The 19,333-nt window shown below is 71.4% G+C and carries 13 protein-coding genes and 1 tRNA gene; 7 read left to right on the top strand and 7 right to left on the bottom strand.

The window, feature by feature from the left end; translation table 11 throughout:
- Positions 1–79: 79 nt before the first annotated feature.
- From NQO67_RS25760 to NQO67_RS25740, 5 genes are all read left to right on the top strand, one after another.
- A complete protein-coding gene (locus NQO67_RS25760) occupies positions 80–1,450 on the top strand; it encodes an ABC transporter substrate-binding protein (RefSeq protein WP_255952631.1) in 1,371 nt (456 codons plus the stop codon).
- Positions 1,447–2,391: a carbohydrate ABC transporter permease gene (locus NQO67_RS25755; RefSeq protein WP_255952630.1), complete on the top strand. Its 945-nt coding sequence runs from the start codon at positions 1,447–1,449 to the stop codon at positions 2,389–2,391. The genes NQO67_RS25760 and NQO67_RS25755 overlap by 4 nt, the downstream gene beginning before the upstream one ends.
- Entirely contained in the window at positions 2,388–3,260 is an 873-nt protein-coding gene (locus tag NQO67_RS25750) for a carbohydrate ABC transporter permease (RefSeq protein WP_255952629.1), read from the top strand. Before NQO67_RS25755 ends, NQO67_RS25750 begins: the two co-directional genes overlap by 4 nt.
- The gene (locus NQO67_RS25745; protein ID WP_255952628.1) at positions 3,257–4,246 is read left to right on the top strand and encodes a zinc-dependent alcohol dehydrogenase family protein; all 990 of its coding nucleotides are present in this window, start codon (positions 3,257–3,259) and stop codon (positions 4,244–4,246) included. Before NQO67_RS25750 ends, NQO67_RS25745 begins: the two co-directional genes overlap by 4 nt.
- A 107-nt stretch (positions 4,247–4,353) precedes the next feature.
- Positions 4,354–5,553, top strand: a complete 1,200-nt coding sequence (locus tag NQO67_RS25740; RefSeq protein ID WP_255952627.1) for a TerD family protein — start codon at positions 4,354–4,356, stop codon at positions 5,551–5,553.
- Between the two features lie 80 nt (positions 5,554–5,633).
- On the opposite strand, the gene rph is transcribed toward NQO67_RS25740, so the two are convergent.
- A complete protein-coding gene (rph, locus tag NQO67_RS25735) occupies positions 5,634–8,255 on the bottom strand; it encodes a rifamycin-inactivating phosphotransferase (RefSeq protein ID WP_255952708.1) in 2,622 nt (873 codons plus the stop codon).
- A 363-nt stretch (positions 8,256–8,618) separates the two neighbouring features.
- Here rph and cax point away from each other — a divergent pair, with 363 nt between their 5' ends.
- The gene (gene cax / locus NQO67_RS25730) at positions 8,619–9,752 is read left to right on the top strand and encodes a calcium/proton exchanger (protein ID WP_255952626.1); all 1,134 of its coding nucleotides are present in this window, start codon (positions 8,619–8,621) and stop codon (positions 9,750–9,752) included.
- Between the two features lie 55 nt (positions 9,753–9,807).
- On the opposite strand, the gene NQO67_RS25725 is transcribed toward cax, so the two are convergent.
- The 4 genes from NQO67_RS25725 to NQO67_RS25710 all read right to left on the bottom strand — a co-directional run bounded on the left by NQO67_RS25725 (position 9,808) and on the right by NQO67_RS25710 (position 15,381).
- A complete protein-coding gene (locus tag NQO67_RS25725; RefSeq protein WP_255952625.1) occupies positions 9,808–11,424 on the bottom strand; it encodes a TROVE domain-containing protein in 1,617 nt (538 codons plus the stop codon).
- A 365-nt stretch (positions 11,425–11,789) separates the two neighbouring features.
- Positions 11,790–11,885 (bottom strand) — tRNA-Lys (locus tag NQO67_RS25720).
- 99 nt (positions 11,886–11,984) lie between these two features.
- Positions 11,985–13,433 carry an alkaline phosphatase PhoX gene (locus tag NQO67_RS25715; protein ID WP_255952707.1) on the bottom strand — a complete coding sequence of 483 codons (1,449 nt, stop codon included), beginning with the start codon at positions 13,431–13,433 and terminating at the stop codon, positions 11,985–11,987.
- 373 nt (positions 13,434–13,806) lie between these two features.
- A complete protein-coding gene (locus NQO67_RS25710) occupies positions 13,807–15,381 on the bottom strand; it encodes a hypothetical protein (RefSeq protein ID WP_255952624.1) in 1,575 nt (524 codons plus the stop codon).
- Between the two features lie 286 nt (positions 15,382–15,667).
- Here NQO67_RS25710 and NQO67_RS25705 point away from each other — a divergent pair, with 286 nt between their 5' ends.
- Positions 15,668–17,590 (top strand): DUF8508 domain-containing protein, encoded by a 1,923-nt coding sequence (locus NQO67_RS25705; RefSeq protein ID WP_255952623.1) that lies wholly within the window; start codon positions 15,668–15,670, stop codon positions 17,588–17,590.
- Positions 17,591–17,646: 56 nt separating this feature from the next.
- Here NQO67_RS25705 and NQO67_RS25700 read toward each other — a convergent pair whose 3' ends face one another.
- Together NQO67_RS25700 and NQO67_RS25695 are read right to left on the bottom strand one after the other, a co-directional pair.
- On the bottom strand, positions 17,647–18,378 hold the full coding sequence (locus NQO67_RS25700) for an SRPBCC family protein (protein ID WP_255952622.1): 732 nt from the start codon (positions 18,376–18,378) through the stop codon (positions 17,647–17,649).
- 60 nt (positions 18,379–18,438) lie between these two features.
- Positions 18,439–19,182 carry an ArsR/SmtB family transcription factor gene (locus tag NQO67_RS25695; RefSeq protein WP_255952621.1) on the bottom strand — a complete coding sequence of 248 codons (744 nt, stop codon included), beginning with the start codon at positions 19,180–19,182 and terminating at the stop codon, positions 18,439–18,441.
- Positions 19,183–19,333 lie beyond the last annotated feature (151 nt).

Genomic DNA, 19,333 nt, shown 5'->3' with positions numbered 1-19,333 from the left:
AGCGGCGCCGCCAGGCGACCGGTGCCTTCCGCTCCCCCACCCCCACCGCCGTAACCCGCCCCAACCCCCAGGAGCACCCATGCGAACCCAGAGTCGACCCAGGCCGCGCGCGGCGGTTGTCGCGGTGGCCGTGGGGACGCTACTCGGAACGTCGCTCTCCGGATGCTGGGCCGGAGCCGGTGGAGCCGGCTCCGGCGGCGACTCCATCAACGTCCTGATGGTCAACAACCCGCAGATGGTCGAGTTGCAGAAGCTCACCAAGAAGTACTTCACCGAGCAGACCGGCATCAAGGTGAACTTCACCGTGCTGCCGGAGAACGACGTCCGCGACAAGATCAGCCAGGACTTCGCCAACCAGGCCGGCCAGTACGACGTCGCCACCCTGAGCAACTACGAGATACCCATCTACGCCAGGAACGGCTGGCTGCGCGATATGAACGGGTACGTCGCCAAGGACCCCGGCTTCGACCAGCCGGACATCCTGCCGCCGATGCGCCAGTCGCTCACCGGGGACGACGGCAGGACCTACGGGCAACCGTTCTACGGCGAGTCGTCCTTCCTGATGTACCGCAAGGACGTCTTCGCGGCGAAGCACCTCACGATGCCGGCGCACCCCACCTGGCAGCAGGTGGCCGACCTGGCGGCCAGGGCGGACGGCGCGCGGCCCGGGATGCGCGGCATCTGCCTGCGCGGGCTGCCCGGTTGGGGCGAGATGGCCGCACCGCTGACCACCGTGGTGAACACCTTCGGCGGCACCTGGTTCGACAAGGACTGGAAGGCCCGGCTGGACGGCAAGGGCTTCAAGGACGCGGTGAAGTTCTACGTGGACCTGGTGCGCAGCCACGGCGAGTCCGGCGCCGCGCAGTCCGGCTTCGCCGAGTGCCTGAACACGATGACCCAGGGCAGGACCGCCATGTGGTACGACGCCACCTCCGCTGCCGGCTCCCTCGAAGCGGCGAAGTCACCGGTCAAGGGCAAGATCGGCTACGTCGCAGCGCCCACCGTACGCACGAAGGCCTCCGGGTGGCTCTACACCTGGGCGTGGGGCATGCAGAAGGCCTCCCGCAACCCCGACAAGGCCTGGAAGTTCGTCTCCTGGGCGTCCGGCAAGGACTACGAGCGACTGGTCGGGCGGGAGTTCGGCTGGGCCGACGTACCGGCCGGCAAGCGCGCCTCCACGTACCGCATCCCGCAGTACCGCAAGGAGGCGGCGGCCTTCGAGGAGGTCACCCGGGCCGCCATCGAGAGCGCCAGCCCGCGCGATCCGGGCGTGCAGCAACGGCCGGTGCCCGGCATCCAGTTCGTCGACATCCCCGAGTTCACCGACCTCGGCACCAAGGTGTCCCAGGAGCTGAGCGCCGCCGTCGCGGGCCGGCAGTCCGTCGACGCGGCGCTCAGGAAGTCCCAGCAACTCGCCGAGCCCATCGCGAAGGAGTACGAGGGGCGATGACTGCCACCACCACCGCACCGCTGACCACCGCGCCCTCGCGCACCTCGACACCGGCCCACCGGCTGCGTTCCTGGGTGACCCGGGCGCCGCTGCTGCCCGCCCTGATCTTCATGATCGTGGTGACCCAACTGCCGTTCGTGGCGACCCTGGTGATCTCGTTCTTCGACTGGAACGCGCTCTACCCCCAGGCCCGGCACTTCACCGGCCTGGCCAACTACCACGACGTCCTCAGCCAGCCCGACCTCAGGAAGTCGGTCCTGACGACGATCGTGCTGACGGTCGCCGTGGTGCTGGTCAGCTTGGCTCTCGGGCTGGCGTTGGCGCTGCTGCTGGACCGCAGGTTCCGCGGCCGGGGGCTGGTGCGCACCCTGCTCATCGCCCCGTTCCTGGTGGTACCGGTCGCCGCCGCGCTGCTGTGGAAGCACGTGCTGTACAACCCCGAGTACGGGCTCTTCAACGGCCTGCTGCACTGGGTCGGCGGAAGCGGCGCGGCCCAGCCCGACTGGGTGTCGAACACCCCGCTGCTCGCCGTCGAGGCCTCGCTGGTCTGGCAGTGGACACCGTTCATGATGCTGATCCTGCTGGCCGGGCTACAGAGCCGTGATCCGCAGCTCATCGAGGCCGCCCGGGTCGACGGCGCCGGCACCTGGCAGATCTTCCGCCATATGACGTTGCCGCATCTGCGCCGCTACCTGGAGCTGGGTGCGCTGCTCGGCTCGATCTACATCGTGCAGAACTTCGACGCGGTCTTCACGATCACGTCCGGCGGCCTGGGCACCGCCAACCTGCCCTACACCGTCTACCAGAGCTTCTACCAGGCACACGAGAACGGCCTCGCCTCCGCCGCGGGCGTGCTCGTCGTCATCGGCTCGATCATCATCGCGACCCTCGCCCTGCGGGTCGTGTCGTCACTGTTCCGCGAGGAGGTGTCCCGCGCATGACCGCCGTAGCCCCCACCGCCGTGCCCCGCACCACCGGTGGCGCGGTCCGCAAGCACAAGGGTGCCGTGCTGGGCGTGGTCGCCTGGCTGGCCGGGATCCTGTTCTTCCTGCCCATCGCCTGGATGGCGCTGACGTCCTTCCACTCCGAGGCCGCCGCGGCCACCAACCCGCCCTCGCTCACCGCCGCCCTGACCCTGGACGGCTACCGCGACTTCTTCGGGGTGGGCGGCGGCGCCAGCCCCTGGCCGGCGCTGGTCAACTCCGCGGTGGCGTCCGTCGTCTCCACTCTGCTGGTCCTCGTGCTGGCGCTGCCTGCCGCCTACGCGCTGTCCATCCGGCGCGTGCGCAAGTGGACGGACGTGCTGTTCTTCTTCCTCTCCACGAAGATGCTGCCGGTCGTGGCGGGCCTGCTGCCGGTCTATCTGTTCGCCAAGGAAGCCGGCCTGCTCGACAACATCTGGCTGCTCGTCATCCTCTACACCTCGATGAACCTGCCGATCGCGGTCTGGATGATGCAGTCCTTCCTCGCCGAGGTGCCGGTGGCCGTGATCGAGGCGGCCCGGGTCGACGGGGCCCGGCTGCCCACCGTGCTGTCCCGGGTGGTCGCCCCGATCGCCGCACCGGGCATCGCCGCCACCGCGCTGATCTGCTTCATCTTCAGCTGGAACGAGCTGCTCTTCGCCCGGGTGCTGACGGGTGTCGTCGCCGAGACCGCGCCCGTCTTCCTGACCGGCTTCATCACCAGCCAGGGCCTGTTCCTGGCGAAGGTGTGCGCCGCGTCGCTCGTCATCTCCCTGCCGGTGCTCGCCGCGGGGTTCGCCGCCCAGGACAAGCTGGTCCAGGGCCTGTCGTTGGGAGCCGTCAAATGAAGGCCGCCGTGATCGAGGGCGTGGGCACCGCCGTCCTCGCCGAGCTGCCGGACCCGACCCCCGGACCGCACGAGGTGGTCGTCGAGGTCGCCGCATGCGGCCTGTGCGGCACCGACCTGCACATCCTCCAGGGCGAGTTCGCGCCGAGCCTGCCGCTGGTGCCCGGGCACGAGTTCGCCGGTGCGGTGGTCGGCCTCGGCAGCGAGGTCACCGGGCTGGCCGTCGGCGACCGGGTGGCGGTCGACCCCTCGCTGTACTGCTACGCGTGCCGCTACTGCCGCACCGGACACAACAACCTGTGCGAGCGCTGGGCCGCCATCGGGGTGACCACGGCGGGCGGTGCCGCGCAGTACGCCCTCGCGCCGGCCGCGAACTGCGTACCACTGCCCGAGCACATCCGCACCCAGGACGCCGCCCTCATCGAACCGCTGTCCTGTGCGGTACGCGGCTACGACGTGCTGCGCGCCCGGCTGGGCGCCCATGTCCTGATCTACGGCTCGGGCACCATGGGCCTGATGATGCTGGAGCTGGCCAAGCGCACCGGAGCGGCGGCGGTCGACATGGTCGACATCAACGCGGACCGGCTCGAGACCGCCCGCCGGCTCGGCGTCAGCGCGGCCGGCGCGAGCCCGGACGAACTCGACCGGCCGGGCGGCTGGGACATCGTCATCGACGCCACCGGCAACGCCGCCGCCATCCAGGACGGCCTCGGCCGGGTCGCGAAGGCCGGCACGTTCCTCCAGTTCGGCGTCGCCGACTATGCGACCCGGGTGACCATCGACCCGTACCGCATCTACAACCAGGAGATCACCATCACCGGCTCGATGGCCGTCCTGCACAGCTACGAGCGGGCCGCGGAACTCTTCGCGACCGGCGTCCTGGACCCGGAGGTCTTCATCAGCGACCGGCTGCCGCTCGCCGACTACCCCCGGGCGCTGGAACGGTTCGCCGCGGGGTCGGGACGCAAGATCGTGGTGGTGCCGTAGCGCACCGCACCGGCCGCGGGCCGCGGGCACAGTGGCCCTGGCCGCTCCAACGGACTAGGTAAGGGAACGGTAAAAGTGTCTCGCTCGTTACCTCTGGCATGACAGCGATGACCCCCGGTTCGAACATCCCCCTGACCGCCTCACGGGTGACGGTGGATGTCACCGCCCCCGCCCGCCTCGATGTCTCCGCCCTGCTGCTCACCTCCGACGGCAAGGTACGCAGCGACGACGACTTCGTCTTCTACAACCAGCCGGCCGCCCCCGGCGTCACCCACCGCTCCGGGGGCGGGGCCGGGCCCGACGCGATCACCGTGGACACCGTCGCGGTGCCGCCCGGCATCGAGAAGATCGTCGTCACCGCGAGCCCGGACGAGGCGGGCCGGACGTTCCAGGGCATCGAGCCGACGGCCACCCTCCGCGACACCGGGGACCAGTCCGTGCTCGCCACCTTCACGCCGCCGGGGCTCGGTGCGGAGACCGCCCTGGTGGTCATGGAGATCTATCTGCGCGGCGGCGTGTGGAAGGCCCGCGCCGTCGGCCAGGGGTACGCGAACGGCCTGGCGGGCATCGCCACCGACTTCGGCGTCACGGTGGAGGAGCCCGCCGCCCCCGCCGTCACTCCCGCGGCGCCCACCATCCCCCCGCCGCCCCCGCAGCCCCTGGCCGCCGCACAAACGGCGCCCGCCGCCGCACCCACGCCGCCCGCCCCCGCACCGGCCCCCGGTCCCGGGAAGATCAACCTGGACAAGGGCCGCGTCAGCCTCCAGAAGAACCAGACGGTGTCGCTGGTCAAGGGCGGCCGTCCGATGCTGAGCCGGGTCAGGATGGGCCTCGGCTGGGAGCCCGCCTTCCACTCCCGGGACATCGACCTGGACGCCTCGGTCATCGCCTACGGCCCGCAGCGCAACCACCTCGACAGCTGCTACTTCGGCCGCCTCACGATCCTGCACGGCGCGGTGCAGCACTCCGGCGACAACCTGACCGGCGAAGGCGCCGGCGACGACGAGACCATCACCGTCGACCTGGCCCGCGTCCCCCCGGAGGCCACCGCCCTGGTCTTCACGGTGAACTCCTTCTCCGGCCAGAAGTTCACGGAGGTCGCGAAGGCCTACTGCCGCCTGCTGGACGACGCGACCGGCGAGGAGCTGGTCCGCTTCGACCTCACCCAGGCCGAGCCGCAGACCGGGGTCCTGATGTGCAAACTGGTCAAGCAGCCCTCCGGCGAGTGGGACATGACCGCCCTCGGCGACTTCGTCAAGGCCCGCACGGTACGGAACATGATCGCGCCGGCGGCCGAGGCGCTGTGAAGCGCACGCAGGCCGCGGTCCCGCTCCGGCCCGCTCCGGCAGGCCCGAAGGGGCGCCGGAGCGGGACCGCCACCGGTCGGTCACGCCAGGATCTCGACGTACCCGTCCGTTCCGTGCACGCGGATCCGCTGCCCGTCCCGGATCAGCCGGGTGGCCCGCTCCACGCCCACGACGGCCGGCAGGCCGTACTCCCGGGCGATCACCGCGCCATGCGTCATCAGGCCGCCCACCTCCGTCACCAGGCCCGTGATGCCGACGAACAGCGGCGACCAGCTGGGGTCCGTGAAGGTCGTGACCAGGATGTCGCCCGCTTCGAGCTCGGCGTCCGCCATGTCGAGGACGACGCGGGCCCGCCCCTCGACGGTCCCGGCGGAGACCGGCAGGCCGATCAGGGCACCGGCAGGCACGTCGTCGCGCCGGTACGCCCCGTTGACGGCCTCGCCGTCCGAGGTGAGCACCCGGGGCGGGGTGAGCGCGTGGTACGACCGGAACGCGTCCTTGCGCTGCTGGATGAGCCGATCGTCCGCCTGGTGCGAGCGCGCGACGTCGTGGAACTCCTGGAACGTGAGGTAGAAGACGTCCTCCGGCTCGGCAAGCACGTCGGCCCGCACGAGCCGCTCGGCCTCCGCCAGCAGGGCCTGCTTGTAGACGAAGTAGCGGCTGATGATGCCGTACTTCGGGTACTCCCGGTACCCGATGAAGGTGCGCACCCGGTCGATCATCCGCTTGGTCTCGTCCGCCTTCTGCTCCCCGTCCGGCAGGGCCCGCAGGCGTGACAGCACCTCCTGTTCCTTCTTCAGCGCCCTCTGCCGGCCTTCCTCGAAGCGCCGCTCGGCGGCGCCCGGCTCGAAGTTCCTGACGTTGTCGAGGAGCACGGGCACGAGCGTGGCGGGGCGCTCGCGCCAACGCGGCCTCGTGATGTCGATCTCGCCGACGCAGCGCATGCCGTACCGGTCGAGGTATTCCTCGATGGCGTCGCGCGCCTCGGTCCCGCCCGCGAGCTTCGGCAGCTCCTCCAGGAACGCTGCGTCCTCGGCGTACTCGACGCCCTCCAGGAACGCCACCACCTCCGGCCGCGTCCGGATCACGTCCGCGACGTCGAGCAGCGCGAGGCCCATCTCCGACGTGACGTTGTCGGGGGCGGACAGCGTCAGCGTGTCAGCCGCGTTCTTCTCGCCCAGCCACTCCTGCAACCTGTCGTTGAGCCACCACGTGGCCTCCATCCCCGCCATGATCGCCTGCATGCTCTGCCGATCCCCGAGGACCCGCTTGTGCTCCGCGAAGGCCTCCAGCAGGAAGTCGAACAGCGCCGGTCCGGTCTTCGTCCGGATGTCGCGTCGCAGCGCGGCGAGGGACGCCTGGTTGCGCTCGATCAGTTCCGTGACGATCGCCGGATCGGTCTCGATCGGTGCGGGCGCCCGGCCGGCCGGCGGCGCGGCGGGGGGCGTGTCCGGGAGCGACGGGACGAAGTCGTCGCGGTCGAGGACGGTCTCCAGCGCGTCCTTGATCAGCGGGTCGCCCCTCCCGACGAGGTCCAGGAGGCCGGCGCGGCTCGCGGGCGAGGCCAGCCGCCGGGTGGCGTCGACGAACAGCCTTCCGCCGGCCTCGTGCATCGGCGCCATGGCCGTCAGCTGCCACACGGAGATCCCCAGGGGCCTCATGGGGTCGGTCATCATCTGCTGATGACCGACGGAGAGGTAGACGTGGTTCTCCTGGTCGCCGCTCTCGGGGATGGGGAACAGCGTCGTGATCGGCCGGCTCTGAACGATCTGGAAACCGTCGTCGACCAGGCACCATTCGATGTCCTGCGGGCTGCCGAAGTGCGCTTCGAGCCGCCGCCCGAGCTGCACGAGCCGCACCACCTGCGCATCCGTCAGCGCCGGCTGCTCCTGCCGCTCCGAGTCGACCGCCACTTCCTGCGTACCGCCGGCCGGCAGGGCGCGAACGGCACGCTGTTTGGCGGCGATCGTCCTGGCGATGACCTCCCCGTCGCGCACCTTGAAGACGTCCGGGTTCACCAGGCCGGAGACCAGGGCCTCGCCGAGGCCGAAGCCGGCGTCCACGGTGGCGACCTTCCGGTTGCCCGTGACGGGGTCGGCCGTGAACAGGATGCCGGCCGCTTGCGGGAAGACCATCCGCTGCACGACCACGGCCATCCGGACCGTACGGTGGTCGATACCGTTGCGCAGGCGGTAGATCACGGCCCGCTCGGTGAAGAGCGAGGCCCAGCACCGGCTCACGTGCTTCAGGATCGCCGCCGGCCCCACGACGTTCAGATAGGTGTCCTGCTGGCCGGCGAAGGATGCCGTCGGCAGGTCCTCCGCGGTCGCGCTGGAGCGGACGGCGTAGGCGGCCTGCTCGCCGAACCGGGCGAGCGCACCGGTGATCTCCGCTGCCAGATCGTCCGGGATGGCGATCCCTTCGATGTCCTGGCGAACCTGCGCGCTGAGCGTGCGGACCGCCTCCCGGTCGTCCCCCTCTTCATCAAAGCGAGCCAGGCCCGACAGCCGGTCGAGCCGGTCGTCGATCGACGGCGCCTCCGCCATGATCCGCCGGAAGGCGTCCGTCGTCACGCAGAAGCCACCCGGCACGCGAATGCCTTCGATCCCCGACAGCCCGCCCAGGTGCGCGCCCTTGCCCCCCACGATCGCGACCTGCGTCTCGTCCGTCGCTTGAAGGTCCAACACGTACTGCTCGATCACTGCGATCCCTTCGCGGCAGCCTTGCTCCGTTGCACGGCAGTGGCCGATCGAAGCCCCGGCACCCCGAGCATCCGCAACCGACTGCCAGTCCCACCCACTGATTCGACCCCACCGCATCCCCCGTACGTCGACCCAACACACGCCCGTCGTGCGCCCGTTTTCGCTGGTGGTGGCTTCGGCCGACGATTGTGCGCCGCACCCCGGGGCTTGCCGCAAGCCCCCCATGGCGCTATAAGTTGAGAGTGGCAAGGAGAGCTGTCTCCTTGCCTTCGTCTTTTGTCGCCCGCCGGCGGTCACGATCACGGGCGGCACCTACGACAGGCCGCCTCAAGGCCCCGTTTCCGGGTACGGCATGATCTGCCCATGGTCTTCACGCGATCTGATGTGCGTTTGGTCGGCCTGACGGTGCTCGCGGTGCTGGTCGCCGCGGTCACGTATTACGGGAACATAGGTGGCACGATCGCCCCGTTCGTCCTGTCGGCGGTCGCCCTGGCGCTGCTGGCCACCCTGGTCGGCCACAGCGTCGAGGCGCTCGGCGACCGGCTGGGGGCGGGCGCGACCGGCGTGGTGCAGAGTGCGCTGGGGAACCTGCCCGAGCTGTTCGTGGTGCTGTTCGCGTTGAAGAGCAAGCTCTACGAGGTGGCCACCGCCACCATCGTCGGCTCGATCCTGGCCAACGTCCTGCTGGTGCTCGGCATCGCCTTCCTGGCGGGCGGGCTGAAGCACGGCAGCCAGCACTTCGAGAAGTCCGCCGCCCGCCGTATCTCGATGCTGCTGGTCCTCGCGGTCGCCGCACTCGCCGTCCCGGCCCTCACCGCCGAGTTGCACACCCCGGCGGCCGGGCACGAGCGGGCGCTGTCCGTGGTGGTCTCCATCCTGCTCCTGCTGCTGTTCGTCGCCTCCCTGCCGGCCGCGCTCAAGCGCTCGGACACCAGCGCGGGCGACGGCGCTGCCGCCGGCACCGCGGGCGCCGGAGAGGACGGCCCCACGGCGGAAGGCGGGGCGGCGAAGGCCGCGGAGCCCGCGCACGAGGGGCCCGGGTGGCCGCTGTGGCAGGCCTTCACCATGCTCGCCGTCGCCGGCGTCGGCGCGGCGTTCGTCTCCGACTGGTTCGTGGCCGGGCTGACCCCGGCCATGGACTCCCTGGGCATCTCGCAGGCCTTCGCCGGTCTGGTGATCGTCGCCATCGCCGGCAACGCCGTGGAGAACGTCGTCGGTATCCAGCTCGCCTACCAGAACCGTGCCGACTACGCCCTGTCGGTGATCCTTCAGAGCCCGTTGCAGATCGCGCTGATGGTCGCTCCGGCGCTGGTGCTGCTCTCCCCGCTGGTGGGCGCCTCGTTCACGCTGGTCCTGCCGCCGCTGCTGCTCGTCTCGCTGCTGCTGGCCGTCGTGGTGACCGTCGTGGTGGTGCTGGACGGCGAGTCCAACTGGCTGGAGGGCGCCGCCCTGGTCGTCCTCTACGGGATCATCGCGACCGCCTTCTGGTGGGGCTGACGGCCTGGAGCGCCGCCGCCGGAACCATCCGGCGGCGGCGCCTCCTCACGGCCGGTCAGCCGCCCTCCTGCCACGGCCAGCGTGCGTCGCGTCCCGCCTCCAGCAGCGGCACCATGCGGAACGCCGCGTCCGAAAGCCCGCCGAAGGTGTGCCGGTTGCCGTCCCCGGAGGGGCCGTGCCCCGGCCGGTAGCCGGCCAGGTTCCAGGTGTAGACGGGGACGTCCGCCGGCACCTGCCCGGTCGGGTCGTCGCCGTGGCCGGAGACCTGCTCGTCGGTGACGATCAGCACCCGGTCGTGCTTGCGGTAGTGGGACCGGACGGCCTGCGCGGTGTTGGTGCCGCCCAGATCGCCGAAGCGCTCCAGCACCTTCAGCACCGACTCGCCCGTGCGGTACTTCACCGGCGCGCTGGTGCTGCCGAACTCCACCAGGTCCGCCCGGGCGGCCCGCATCGCGACCGCCGTCCCGAAGACGGCCGCCGCGTCGGCCCGGTTCAGCTCGGACCGGTCCGACAGCCGCGAGTAGAACATCGAACCGGAACGGTCGACCAGGATGAGCGTGCGCCCCGGCAGCGCCGGCACGTTCGCCAGCGAGTGCCCGAGCGCCTGCTCCAGCGGATACGCCCACCGCAGCGACGGCGCGTGCTGGTACGCCGCGAGGTAGCGGAACGGGAACTGCCGCGAACGCGCCACCTGTACCGGGTTGCCGATCTGCGCGGCCACCCGGGCGGCGACCTCGTCGCTCACCCCGGCCTCGTCGAAGTTGCGCAGGTTGCGCACCAGCGCCATGGCCCCCATCGACGGGATGACGGCCTCCCACGCAGCCCGGTCCATCGGCCCCTGGAGCCACCCGGCCAGCGCCTCCCATGTGATGCCCGCCGCCTTGAGCCGCTCGGCCCCGCCGGGCGCGGTCAGCACCGCGCGCCGCTCGGCGACCGGCACCGCCATCAGCTCGCGGTGCGCCGCGAGCATCGGGCTGGACGCCGGCGGCACGGCAGTCTCCGGGTGGTGACGCCGGTCCAGGGCATGGCTGAACAGCGCGCCCTGCCACGGCTTGTCCGGGTCGGGTGCCGCGTGCACCAGGTTGAGGATGTCCCCGAAGCGGTAGCCCTTGGAGGCAGTGTCGTACTTCAGCAGCGTCCGCTCGTTGTAGAGCCGGCGCACCGCGTCGGCGACGCCACGCTTGACGGGCTTCGGCAGGGCACGGCCGTACTGCGCGGTCCAGTAGCCGATGAACTCGCCGGGCTCGTCGGGGCGCTGCAGCACGGAGGCGACGACCTGGCGGTTCGACACGGCGCCGGGCTGCGTCGCGCCGGACGTCGCGTCCTCGGCCGTCGAGGCGTCGAGCCGCGCCTTGACGTACTCGGCGGCGCCCACCAGCGCCGCGGTGCGCATGCCGCCCGGGCCGCGCAGCCAGCCGAGCAGGCCGGCGGTCCACGCCGGGTCGGTCACCGCGAGCCGGCGCACCAGCTTGGCGAACCGGTCGTCACGGGCCTGCCCGGTCTCGTAGTACGTCTCCTGGGCGACGAGATTGGAGACGGCCAGCAGGAAGAGTTCGCTGCGCGCGTCCCGCACATATCCGGTACCGCCCTGGTGGGTGCGGGTGCGGGCGCCGGTCGTACGGACCGGCGACACGGTGCGCGCCTTCGCGGACTTGCTGTTGAAACGAGTCATGAGAATTCCCCCGAATTCCTTGGTGGTGCTTCGGGAGACGCCACGAAGAAGGTGCCCGAGATCAGTGTCGGCTGCGGACTTGTAGTCAAATGCTCTACCCGATTGAGCTACACCGGCCCTGAGCCGGTGACGGGATTCGAACCCGCAACCCTTTGATCCGAAGAAGTAACCGCTGCCTGCGCACCGGGCACCCGATGCCGTGGCCTCCCGAGATCTCCTCGGCAGCGGTTCGGATTCGACCCAAACGAAGTAACCGCGGCCTGCGCACCGGGAGGTGCTGTGGTGCAAAGAAGTCCTGAGCGTCCAGAGATCGAGATCGGCGGAACCGACAAGGTGCTCTTACCACTGAGCTACTCGGGCAGGTGAGCCCGAGACAGGATTCGAACCTGCGACCTCCCCATTAAGAGTGGAAGTAGGTCCTGCCTTCGCACCTGGACGAGAATGACTGTAGGTGCACGGGCGCGGATGCCGCCAAAGGTTTTTCCCGGCCACCGGATCCCAGATCTCAGATCTCAGATCTCAGATCCCGGCTCCCGGCTCCCGGCGGCACGCCCGTGGCGTCAGCCGGACGGCTGGCGCTTCCAGGGGCCGCTGATCGCCAGCATGATGCCGGGCACCTGGATGTTGGCGAACAGCGTGCTGCCGTCGGGCGAGAACGTCACGCCCGTGAACTCGCTGTACTCCGGCTCCTCGGCGGTGCCGATGTTGAGCTGGTTGCGCGCGATGGGGTACGTACGGCCGCTCTCCGTGGCGCCGAAGAGATGCTGGAGCCCCTCGCCGTCCTCCGCGATGACCAGGCCGCCGTACGGGGAGACGGTGATGTTGTCCGGGCCGTCGAAGGCGCCCTCGAGGGCCGGATCGGGGTTGCGGCCGATGAGCACCTTCAGGGTGAGGGTGCGCCGGCCCGGGTGGTAGAACCACACCTGCCCGTCGTGCTGCACCGGGCTCTCCTCACGGGCGAACGAGGAGACGACGTACGCACCGCCGTCCGCCCACCACAGGCCCTCCAGCTTGCGGGCCCGGGTGATCTCCCCGTCGCCGAACTGCTTGCGCACGGACACCGAGGTGGCGTCCCGGTCGGGCACGTCCACCCAGTCGACGCCGTACACCGTGCCGATCCGCGTGGCACGCGACAGGTCGTCGACGAACCGCCCGCCGGAGTCGAAGCACTTGAAGGCCTGGAGCACTCCCGCGTCGTCGGCGAGGGTGCGCAGCCGGCCGCGGCCGTGGTGGAAGCCGCGCGGCGGAGTCCAGCGGTAGAACAGCCCGTTGGGCCCGGCGGCGTCCTCGGTCAGGTAGAGCCGGCCGCGTGCGGGGTCCACGACGACGGCCTCGTGGGCGTAGCGGCCGAGGGCCTTGATGGGCTTGGGGGCGCGGTTGGCGCGCCGGTCGGCGGGATCGACCTCGAAGACATAGCCGTGGTCCTTGGTCATGCCGTTCTGACCGGCGCGGTCCTCGGTCTCCTCGCAGCTCAGCCAGGTGTCCCACGGGGTGCGCCCGCCCGCGCAGTTGGTGTTCGTGCCGGCCAGGCCGACCCACTCGGCGACCGCGCCGCCGCGCCGCACCTCGACGACGGTGCAGCCGCCCGACGCGGCCGGGTCGTAGACCAGGCCGTCGGTCAACGGCACCGGGTGGGGCCAGGAGGCACGCGGGCCGGCGAGTTCGTGGTTGTTGACGAGCAGGGTGGTGCCGCGCGGGCCGGCGAAGGTGGCGGTGCCGTCGTGGTTCGACGGGGTGGACTCGCCGGATTCGAGCGTGGTGACGCCGGTGCGGGTGATCACCCGGTAGGTGAAGCCGGCGGGCAGCGCGAGCAGTCCGTCCGGGTCGTCGACGAGGGGCCCGTAGCCGACCTCGTGGTCGCCGTGCCCCTGCCCGTGACCATCGTGCCGGGGCTCCTGCGCGGCCAGCGCCCCGGGCGCGGTGGCCAGCACGCCGGCGCTGCCGACGAGCGCGACGCCGGCCCCGGTGGCGGCGGAACGTCTGGTGAACTCCCTGCGGGTGAGCGACATGACAGCTCCTGTGAAGTCGTGATCTTCAGTCATGGGACTGAGGGTGACGCGTGAGGGGCGGCACAAGGGTGGTACGGCCACACGTTCGCGTGCCGAGGAGAACGGCGGTTGAACGGCGTCGAAACTCACGCGAGGGCCCCACGCGGGGACGTGAACGCACCGAACGGACACATGAACACCGTGCGGACACGGGGCGTCGCACGCCCCGTGTCCGCACGGACGCAGGGGTACGTGTCATACGTGTCATACGGACGCAGGGGTGTCCGATACGGACGCAGGGGTGTCCGATGGGGCACAGGGATGCGCTACGGCAGCGCACGCTCGACCCGGGAGCGTCGCCCGGAGTCAGCCGCCGTGCCGGATCCGGCCAGAGTCAGCCGCCGTGCTGCGACCGGGCCTTGAAGGCCGCCGTGCGGGCCTGCTTGGCGATCCGCTTGTCGGGGTGCAGGCGGCCCATCACGTCCAGGACCCGAGCCGTCGCGGGATGGTCCACCCGCCAGGCGGTGTCGAAGAAGCCGCCGTGCTGCCGTGCCAGACCCTCCACCAGGTCCTCCAGCTCCGCCGAGGTGCCTTCGGCGGCAAGTTGCGCCGCGAGGGTGTCGACGGTCAGCCAGAAGATCATCCGTTCGGTGGGCGGCGGCACGTCGGCGGCGCCCTGCTCGGTCAGCCAGACCCGGGCAAGACCGCCCAGCTCGGGGTCGTCGAGCACGTCCCGCAGCGCGGGCTCGGCCTCCCGGCCGACCAGGGAGAGCGCCTGCTGGCAGTGCAGCCGCCGCAGCGGCGCCCCGTCGTCGCCGCCACGCGCCGCGGCCAGCAGCTCGCGCGCCCCGTCGAGCGGCACGCGGCGGGCGAGCCACTGCTCGATCTCGTCGTGCGCGGCGGCCGGCGGGAAGCCTGCGGTGCCGTGCAGCAGCGCATCGGCGTCCCGGTCCGCCAGGGCGCCGACGACCGGCGCGTCGTACCCGGCCTTCAGCAGACGCCTGCGCAGCCCGAAGCGGCCCAGCGGGGTGAGACGCACCATGCCGTACCGGACGACGTCGCTGTCGTCGACGGTGTCCGCTCCGGCGTGCGTGGCCGTCCCCCGCTCACCTGCGCCCTTTTCGCCTCCCGCAGGAGCGTCGGACGTCCCCGCGGAACCGTCCGGCACCTCGGCGTGTCCCTCCGCCTTCAGCGCCTCGTCGACGGGCCGGTACTCCACGAGTCCCACGGACTGCAACGCCCGGAACGGGCCGTCGAGCCGGAGCATCGCCTCCGAGACCTGTTCGAGGACGTCATCGGTGGGCTCCGTCATGCCCTCGGGGACGATCATGGAGGCCGCCAGCGCGGGCAGCGGCACCGGCCCGTCGTCGGGCCCGCCCTCGCCCGCAGTGAGCAGGTAGAGGTTGCCGAGCACCCCGTCGAGGAACTCTCCCGCCCCGGCCCGGTCGAGGCCGGCAGGCCGATCGCATCCGCCGAGCCCGTGGAGTCCGTCGGTTCCCTCGAACCCGTCGAGCCCCCCAGGATTCCGGGTACCCGCGGCACCCGCGGAATCCTCCGTACCGGCCTCCCCTCGGCCCGCGTCGGCGACCACCCGCTCCAGTACGTCGAGCCACAGCTCCAGGATCTCCCCGGGGGCGCCCCTGGTCAGCCGGGACAGGCTGCCACCTGCGATGACGGTGTCTCCCCCGCCCTCCTTGCGCGGCCCGGCCAGCACCAGGCCGGCGTCGAGCGCCACCCGCCACGCCCGGCCGGCGGCCGCGCTGCCGTCCGCGTCGTCGGCCAGCCCCAGCTCCGCGGCCGCGGCGTGCAGCCGGGTCGCGTCGAGCGCACCGCCGGGCGTCACGGGGGTGCCGGGGCTCGCCCAGAGGGCGAGTCGCGCGGCACGCGCGATCAGCTCGGTGGCGAGTGCGTCCCGCGCCAGCTCCGCCTCGGGGCGCAGCCGCACCGGGGGCAGGGGGTTGTCCGACATCGGCCAGGCCTCCTCGGGATGTACGTACGCCCGCCGCCCTCAGCCTAGACGGACGACGCCGTCCCCCGTTTCACGTCCTCGTCAACGCCTGTACATAAGGGAGACCTTGACAACACCCCGGCAACGGAAGAGATTGACGCGCGTAGAGGCAGCCATGCGCCCGCCCCACCCCCACCGGCAACGCACCCGCCGCCCCCCACCGGTACCGCCCCCGCTACCGGCGCCGTCACGCCACCGCTCAGCCAGCTCCCCCGATCCCCCCGATCCCCCGTCCCGGAGGCACACCTTGCCGCTCAAGACCTCGTCGCGGATCGCCGCACTCACCGTCGCCGCCGTCTGCTCCACCGTGACCGGTGTGGCGCTCACCACGCCCGCGGCGGCGCAGGCGCTCCCGGTCGGCTCGGCACAGCAGGACTCTCTGCACCCCGGTCATCCCGGACACCCGGCGCACCCCGAGCACCCGGACGCCCAGGTCCGCATCCACGACGTCCAGGGCAGCACCCGGATCTCGCCGCTCGCGGGGACGCAGGTCACCGATGTGCCCGGCATCGTGACGGGCACACGGACGTACGGCTCGTCGAAGGGCTTCTGGTTCCAGGACCCGGAGCCGGACTCCGACCCGGCCACCAGCGAGGGCGTCTTCGTCTTCACCAGCGCCGCGCCCACGGTCGCGGTGGGCGACGAGGTACGGGTCTCGGGGACGGTCTCCGAGTACGTGCCGGGCGGTACCTCGTCCGGGAACCAGTCGATCACGGAGATCGGGAAGCCGACGGTGACGGTGGTCTCGTCCGGCCATGCCCTGCCGGCGCCGGTCACCCTTGACGCGGACACGGTTCCCGACGCCTACACGCCGGCGGGCGATCCGGCCGCGAACGGTTCGATCAACGGCCTGGCGTTGCAGCCGGGCAGCTATGCCCTGGACCGTTACGAGTCGTTGGAGGGCATGGACGTCCGCATCGGTTCCTCCCGCGTGGTCACCGCCACGGATCCGTACGCGGAGCTGTGGGTGACGGTCAAGCCGGACGAGCACCCCGATGCGCGCGGCGGCGCGGTCTACGGCTCGTACACCGCGCAGAACTCGGGGCGGTTGCAGATCCAGTCGCTGATCCCCACCGCCCAGCAGGCCTTCCCCACCGCCGACGTGGGCCAGACGCTCGACGGCAGCACCGAGGGACCGCTGGACTACAACGAGTACGGCGGGTACACGCTGGTGGCGCGCACCATCGGAACGGTCACCGGTGCGAGCCCCGAGCGCGAGGTCACCCGCCCGCAGCAGGACGACGAGCTGGCGGTGGCGACGTACAACGTGGAGAACCTGGCGCCGACGGACGCCCAGCAGAAGTTCGACCGGCTCGCGGACGGCGTGGTCACCCATCTGTCCTCGCCGGACATCGTGGCGCTGGAGGAGATCCAGGACAACAACGGCGCCACGGACGACGGCACGGTGGCCGCCGACCAGACGGTGGGCAAGTTCATCGACGCGGTGGTCGCCGCCGGCGGGCCGCACTACGAGTGGCGCTCGATCGATCCGGTGAACGACGAGGACGGCGGCGAGCCCGGCGGCAACATCCGGCAGGTGTTCCTCTTCAACCCGGACCGGGTCTCGTTCACCGACCGGCCCGGCGGCGACTCGACCACCGCCGTGGGGGTGACGAAGGCGGCGGACGGCACGGCGGCGCTCACCGCGTCTCCGGGGCGGATCGATCCGGGCAGCGCCGCCTGGACGGACAGCCGCAAGCCGCTGGCCGGCGAGTTCGTCTTCCGGGGCCGCACGGTGTTCGTGATCGCCAACCACTTCGCGTCCAAGGGCGGCGACCAGTCGCTGACCTCGCAGTACCAGCCGCCCACCCGTGGCTCGGAGACCGAGCGGCACCAGCAGGCGACCGAGGTCAACGCGTTCGCAAGCAAGATCCTCGCCGCCCAGAGCGACGCCGAGGTACTCGCCATCGGCGACCTCAACGACTTCGAGTTCTCCGACACCACGCAGCTCCTGGAGTCCGGCGGCGCACTCTGGTCGGCCATCAAGTCGCTGCCCGAGGAGGAGCGTTACACCTACGACTACCAGGGCAACAGTCAGGTCCTCGACCAGATCCTGGTGAGCCCGGCGGTGCGAGGCGGCTCGTTCGACTACGACAGCGTGCACATCAACGCCGAGTTCGCGGACCAGAACAGCGACCACGATCCGCAGGTGCTGCGGTTCCGACCGTAGCCGGTCGGTGCCGGCCGTGGCGGGTCGGCTCTGGACGGAGCCGACCCGCTCTCGCATCACCCGAACAGCTGCGCCAGCCAGCCTTCCCACGCCTGCCCCGTGCGCGTGGCGTCGGCACCTTCGGTGAAGTCGTGCACGCTGATGCCGACCGGGGCGCCCCAGTGGTTGCGGCCGAAGAAGCGGTACAGGGCACCGTCCGTGCGCAGGCCGATGAACTGGGGCTCGCGGTAGTCGACGACCGCGTCGAAGGACTGCCCGCCGGGACCGTGGGCGAGCACCTTGGTGCCCGCCGGCGCGCTCTCCGGCAGACCCAGCGCGCGGCCGACGGCCTCGAATGCGTCGGGTGCGCTGGAGGCACCGGGGCCGTCCAGCGTGGCGAAGGCGACGGGACGGCCGGCGAAGTGCGTCAGGTACTGGCGCAGGGTGTGCAGGTAGAAGTCGGTGTGCTTGGCGGCGCCGTCGTACTGGTTCTCCCAGTCGTTGGTGAAGATGCCGCTGTGCACGTAGCGCACCCAGGCGTGCCGGCCGTCCTCACGCGGCTCGATGGTGTGGTCCAGCTGGTTGAGGGTCTGCACGGAGATGCCCTCGACGTCCTCGACACGACTGGTGAGGCGGTGCGGCGGGTCCCAGCGGACGATGGTGCCGCCGAACGGTGCGGCGCCGCCCTCGCGCGGCTCGTACTCCATCGGCCACAGCCAGCCGCCGGTACCGGTGGTGACCGCCTCCCAGACCTCCTCGGGTGAGGCGGCCACCTCGAACTCGCGGACGATCTCGAATTCCTTCTCCATGGTGGGTCTCCAAAACGTTCAGCAGGGGAAGCGGGGGACGCTCGCGTCACCCGTCGAGGACTACGGGGCCTCAGCGGCCCTTGGGGGCTCAGGACTCCCAGAGGACTCAGCGGCCTCCGCGACCTCCGGGGCCTCCGGGGCCCCGGCGGCTTGCACGGCCGTGGTCCCCTCAGCCGCGGGGGGCTCGCCGGCCGCGGGACGGCTGGCCCGGGTCGCGGGGTCGCCCTTGACGGTGGGGTGCAGGGCGATGACGACCCGGTGCTCGCGACCGCCCGGCGCCGTACCGTCGTGGTACTTGCGGATGAGGGCGCCCACGCCCTGGGTGAGCTCCTCGACGAAGGCCGCCCGGTCGGCGGCCGACGCGAACCGCACCTCCCCGTCGAGCGCGTAGGTGGCGAGCGGTTTGCGGGCCTTGGTGGCGCCCGCGATGAGCGTGCCCACGTCGCGCACGAGTCGGGCGGCGACGGAGAGCAACCAGCGCGCCGAGAGCCGGTCGCGAGCGCGGGCCGGATCGGGCTGCACGGCGCCGAGGGCGAGCGGTGAGATGACGTACGACGCGGCGGTGGCCCGCATCAGCCGCTCGGTGACATTGCCCTTGCGGCGCTCCCCGGCCAGCTCCACCAGGCCGTGCCGCTCCAGCGTCCTGAGGTGGTAGTTCACCTTCTGCCGGGCCAGCCCGACCTTGCCGGCCAGCATGGTCGCCGAGGCGGGCCCCGCCGCCAGCTCGGCCAGCAGCCTGAGCCGCATGGGGTCGAGCGAGGCGGCAGCCGCCGCCGGGTCCTCGATCACGGTCACGTCCCACATGTGTCCACCGTCGCACCGAAAAATATTTTTGTCCAGCCTGCTGAAGTTGTCGGCGAGCCGAGGCGCGGGCCGGGGGCCGGTCGCGGGCGGGGCAATCAGGTGACGTCGGGCGGCTGAGCGGACCTTGTATGGACCCTGTAACGGCTCTGTC

The sequence above is a fragment of the Streptomyces odontomachi genome (genome assembly GCF_024435355.1).
Classification (GTDB): Bacteria; Actinomycetota; Actinomycetes; order Streptomycetales; family Streptomycetaceae; genus Streptomyces; species Streptomyces odontomachi.
This window is presented reverse-complemented; position numbering and strand designations above follow the sequence as displayed.

Excerpts from the sequence above, each read along its gene's own strand:
- NQO67_RS25755 (WP_255952630.1), top strand. The coding sequence starts at position 1,447 with ATGACTGCCACCACCACCGCACCGCTGACCACCGCGCCCTCGCGCACC.
- NQO67_RS25740 (WP_255952627.1), top strand. The coding sequence starts at position 4,354 with ATGACCCCCGGTTCGAACATCCCCCTGACCGCCTCACGGGTGACGGTG.
- NQO67_RS25700 (WP_255952622.1), bottom strand. The coding sequence starts at position 18,378 with ATGGAGAAGGAATTCGAGATCGTCCGCGAGTTCGAGGTGGCCGCCTCA.
- NQO67_RS25760 (WP_255952631.1), top strand. The coding sequence starts at position 80 with ATGCGAACCCAGAGTCGACCCAGGCCGCGCGCGGCGGTTGTCGCGGTG.
- NQO67_RS25750 (WP_255952629.1), top strand. The coding sequence starts at position 2,388 with ATGACCGCCGTAGCCCCCACCGCCGTGCCCCGCACCACCGGTGGCGCG.
- cax (WP_255952626.1), top strand. The coding sequence starts at position 8,619 with ATGGTCTTCACGCGATCTGATGTGCGTTTGGTCGGCCTGACGGTGCTC.
- NQO67_RS25710 (WP_255952624.1), bottom strand. The coding sequence starts at position 15,381 with ATGTCGGACAACCCCCTGCCCCCGGTGCGGCTGCGCCCCGAGGCGGAG.
- NQO67_RS25745 (WP_255952628.1), top strand. The coding sequence starts at position 3,257 with ATGAAGGCCGCCGTGATCGAGGGCGTGGGCACCGCCGTCCTCGCCGAG.
- NQO67_RS25695 (WP_255952621.1), bottom strand. The coding sequence starts at position 19,182 with ATGTGGGACGTGACCGTGATCGAGGACCCGGCGGCGGCTGCCGCCTCG.
- NQO67_RS25715 (WP_255952707.1), bottom strand. The coding sequence starts at position 13,433 with ATGTCGCTCACCCGCAGGGAGTTCACCAGACGTTCCGCCGCCACCGGG.
- NQO67_RS25725 (WP_255952625.1), bottom strand. The coding sequence starts at position 11,424 with ATGACTCGTTTCAACAGCAAGTCCGCGAAGGCGCGCACCGTGTCGCCG.